General features: G+C 62.8%; 3 protein-coding genes. 2 read left to right on the top strand and 1 reads right to left on the bottom strand.

Annotated features, from left to right (window positions below; genetic code table 11):
* Positions 1-130: 130 nt before the first annotated feature.
* Positions 131-1,072: a LysR family transcriptional regulator gene (locus tag AC4FAH_RS13570; protein WP_043334148.1), complete on the bottom strand. Its 942-nt coding sequence runs from the start codon at positions 1,070-1,072 to the stop codon at positions 131-133.
* Positions 1,073-1,379: 307 nt separating this feature from the next.
* Between AC4FAH_RS13570 and AC4FAH_RS13565 the strand changes: the two genes are divergently transcribed.
* Together AC4FAH_RS13565 and ppnN are read left to right on the top strand one after the other, a co-directional pair.
* Entirely contained in the window at positions 1,380-1,679 is a 300-nt protein-coding gene (locus AC4FAH_RS13565) for a hypothetical protein (RefSeq protein WP_043334118.1), read from the top strand.
* Positions 1,680-1,695: 16 nt separating this feature from the next.
* Positions 1,696-3,068 (top strand): nucleotide 5'-monophosphate nucleosidase PpnN (ppnN, locus tag AC4FAH_RS13560; protein WP_490246211.1); only part of this gene is annotated, 1,373 nt, incomplete at its 3' end.

Genomic DNA, 3,068 nt, shown 5'->3' with positions numbered 1-3,068 from the left:
CGGCAGCGGCTGGAACCAGGTGGTGCACAAAGGGCGACGCCTCGCGCGGCGCAGATGGCGACGGTGAGACACGAAAAAGCCCGCTCATGAGGAGCGGGCTTTCGGGAGTCGCAGATGACGACGCGAGGCGTTACACCATGCTGTCGAAGTCCATGTTGTCGAAGCTTTCCGGCGCATCGGCGTAGCCGTAGAGCGTATTGCGACGCTGCAGGCGGAATTCGCCCAGCAGCTGCTCGTAGCGGCGCGGCACCTCGGCATTGTCACGTGTGACGATGTAGAGGTTCTCGTAGACGGCTTCGGTCAGCGGCATCTCGCGCACCTGACGCTGCCACGGCGAGGTCTCCAGCACCGTGCGCGAGACGACGGTGAAGCCCAGACCACGCGCCACGGCGTCCAGCACCATGCCGATATCGTTGGTGAAGCCCTGCTGCGGGAAGTGGCTCATGGAGCGGAATTCGCCGGCGAAGTTCTCACGCAACAAGGCACTGGCATTGTTGACGCCATCGGCGTAATTCATGAAGCCCAGCGCCATCAGCTCGTTGAGGCTGTTGCCGGCGAAGTCGGCGGGCACCACCAGGCACAGCGGCTCCTGATGCCACAGCTCGAAGTTCAGGTCCGGATGCTTGACCGGCTCGGTGACGATGCCCAGGTCGAAGCGACCCGCCAGCACGTCCTGCACGATCTCGGAATTGAAGGCGAAGCTGTAGCTGACCGTCAGCCCCGGATGCTGCTGCTGATAGCCCAGCGTGAACGGGTAGAACATCAGCCCGACGCTTGAGGGGCTGGCCACGCGACATTCGCCGCTGTCCGGGGAGTCATCATCCAGCGAGTGCATGAACTGGGTGTGCTCGGCGAACAGCTTGATGGAGTAGTCATAGCAGCGACGCCCCGCTGCGGTCAGCGAGAACTTGCGTCCCTGGCGATTGAGCAGCGAGCGGCCCAGATACTGCTCCAGCTTGCGAATATGCTGGCTGACGCCGGGCTGGGTCATCTCCAGCTTGCGCGCGGTATGGGTAAAGCTGCCGGTCTCCACCAGTGTGATGAAGGTACGAAAATACTGGGCGTTGAACATGAAGGCACTGACCACTCACGAACGGGGGACGCGACTCGGCGCATCGTGTTGCCGGCGACGACCTGCATGACGCAACTGCCATGTCTGCACAGGTGCCACCGACCCGCAAAGCACATGATTCTACCAGAGCTGGCCGCCATGCGCAGCGCTGCGCCCCGCCACTCTCGCGTGTTAGCATCATGGACAATGCCAGCTGCCACCTTGGCTGCGTCTGCCGTGTTCAACGCCACGGCGACGCGCCAGGGCCCGGCGCTTTACCCCTGTCCTGGCCAATCTTCGGACTGGCCCGAAACACGAGATGCTTTAGATGTCTGATGCTCTGGCTGCACGCGGCGAAGCCATTCACAAGGCGCTGCTCGCCATGGAAAGCGACTGTGCCGAAAATGACCTGTTCCCGCTGGGGTACATGATCCCCCAGGTGGAACTGGTGCTGGAAAACGCCGATTACGATCCCGAGGATGTGGTCGCGGAAGACTTTGACGCCACCTTTGAAGAGTGGATGCAGCACGCCTTTGCCCAGGACAGCATGAGCGTGGACGACCGCGAGCGCATTGCTGAACTCTGGGCAGAAGCCCGGAAACGCGCCCAGACCACCGTGGGCGCCTGACACAAGGAAGACAGTCATGAATTCTGTCACCAGCGAAGCGACGACCTATTCACGTGATGCCAGCTCCATGCTGGTCTCGACCATCATCTCGCCGGAAGGCAGCCTGGAAGTGCTCTCCCAGGATGAGGTCAATCGCCTGCGCGATACCTCCTCCAACGGGTTGCATGACATCCTGCGCCGCTGTGCGCTGGCCGTGCTCAACTGCGGCAGCCAGACCGATGACAGCGTCGCGGTGCTCAACGCACACAAGAATTTCGAGATCGAGGTGCTGCAGCAGGACCGCGGCATTCGCCTCAAGCTCGACAATGCGCCCGGCGATGCCTTCGTCGACGGCAAGATGATCCGCGGCATTCGCGAGCATCTCTCCAGCGTGTTGCGTGACATCGTCTATGTGGCCAACGAGATCCAGAACACCCCGCGTTTCGATCTCACGACCACCGAAGGCACCACCAATGCGGTGTTCCATATCCTGCGCAACGCCGGGGCGCTGAAGTCCTCGCGTGAGCCGAGTCTGGTCACCTGCTGGGGCGGTCACTCCATCAACCGCGAGGAGTACGAGTACACCAAGGACGTGGGTTACCACCTCGGCCTGCGTGATCTCGACATCTGCACCGGATGTGGCCCGGGTGCCATGAAGGGCCCGATGAAGGGCGCCAACGTCGCGCACGCCAAGCAGCGTCGCACCGAAGGTCGCTATCTGGGCATCTCGGAGCCGGGCATCATCGCCGCCGAATCGCCCAACCCGATCGTCAATGAACTGATCATCATGCCGGACATCGAGAAGCGCCTTGAAGCCTTCGTGCGTACCGCACATGGCATCATCGTCTTCCCGGGCGGCGTGGGCACCGCCGAAGAGATTCTCTATCTGCTCGGCATTCTGCTGCACCCGGAAAACAGCGAGCTGCCGTTCCCGGTCATCTTCACCGGCCCGGCGTCCAGCGCCGAGTACTTCAAGCAGATCGACGAGTTCATCGCCTACACCCTGGGCGAGGAAGCGCGCTCGCGCTACACCATCATCATCGACAATCCGGTCGAGGTGGCACGCACCATGCGCGGTGGCATCGACGAGGTGGCGGAATTCCGTCGCCAGCATCAGGATGCCTTCTACTACAACTGGCGCCTGCATATCGCCCCGCACTTCCAGCAGCCCTTCGCGCCGACCCACGCCAACATGTCGGGCCTGGCGCTGCACCGCAACCAGCCGGTGCACGAACTGGCGGCCAACCTGCGTCGTGCCTTCTCGGGCATCGTCGCCGGCAACGTCAAGAAGGAAGGCATCGAGGAGATCGAGCGCGACGGCCCCTTCCGCCTGACCGCCGAAGCCGAGCTGATGGAGCGTCTCGACGCCCTGCTCACCTCCTTCGTCGCCCAGGGCCGCATGAAGCTGCC

The organism is Cobetia sp., assembly GCF_983723665.1.
The sequence above is the reverse complement of the archived record's forward strand: the minus strand, read 5'-3'. Positions and strand labels throughout refer to the sequence as shown.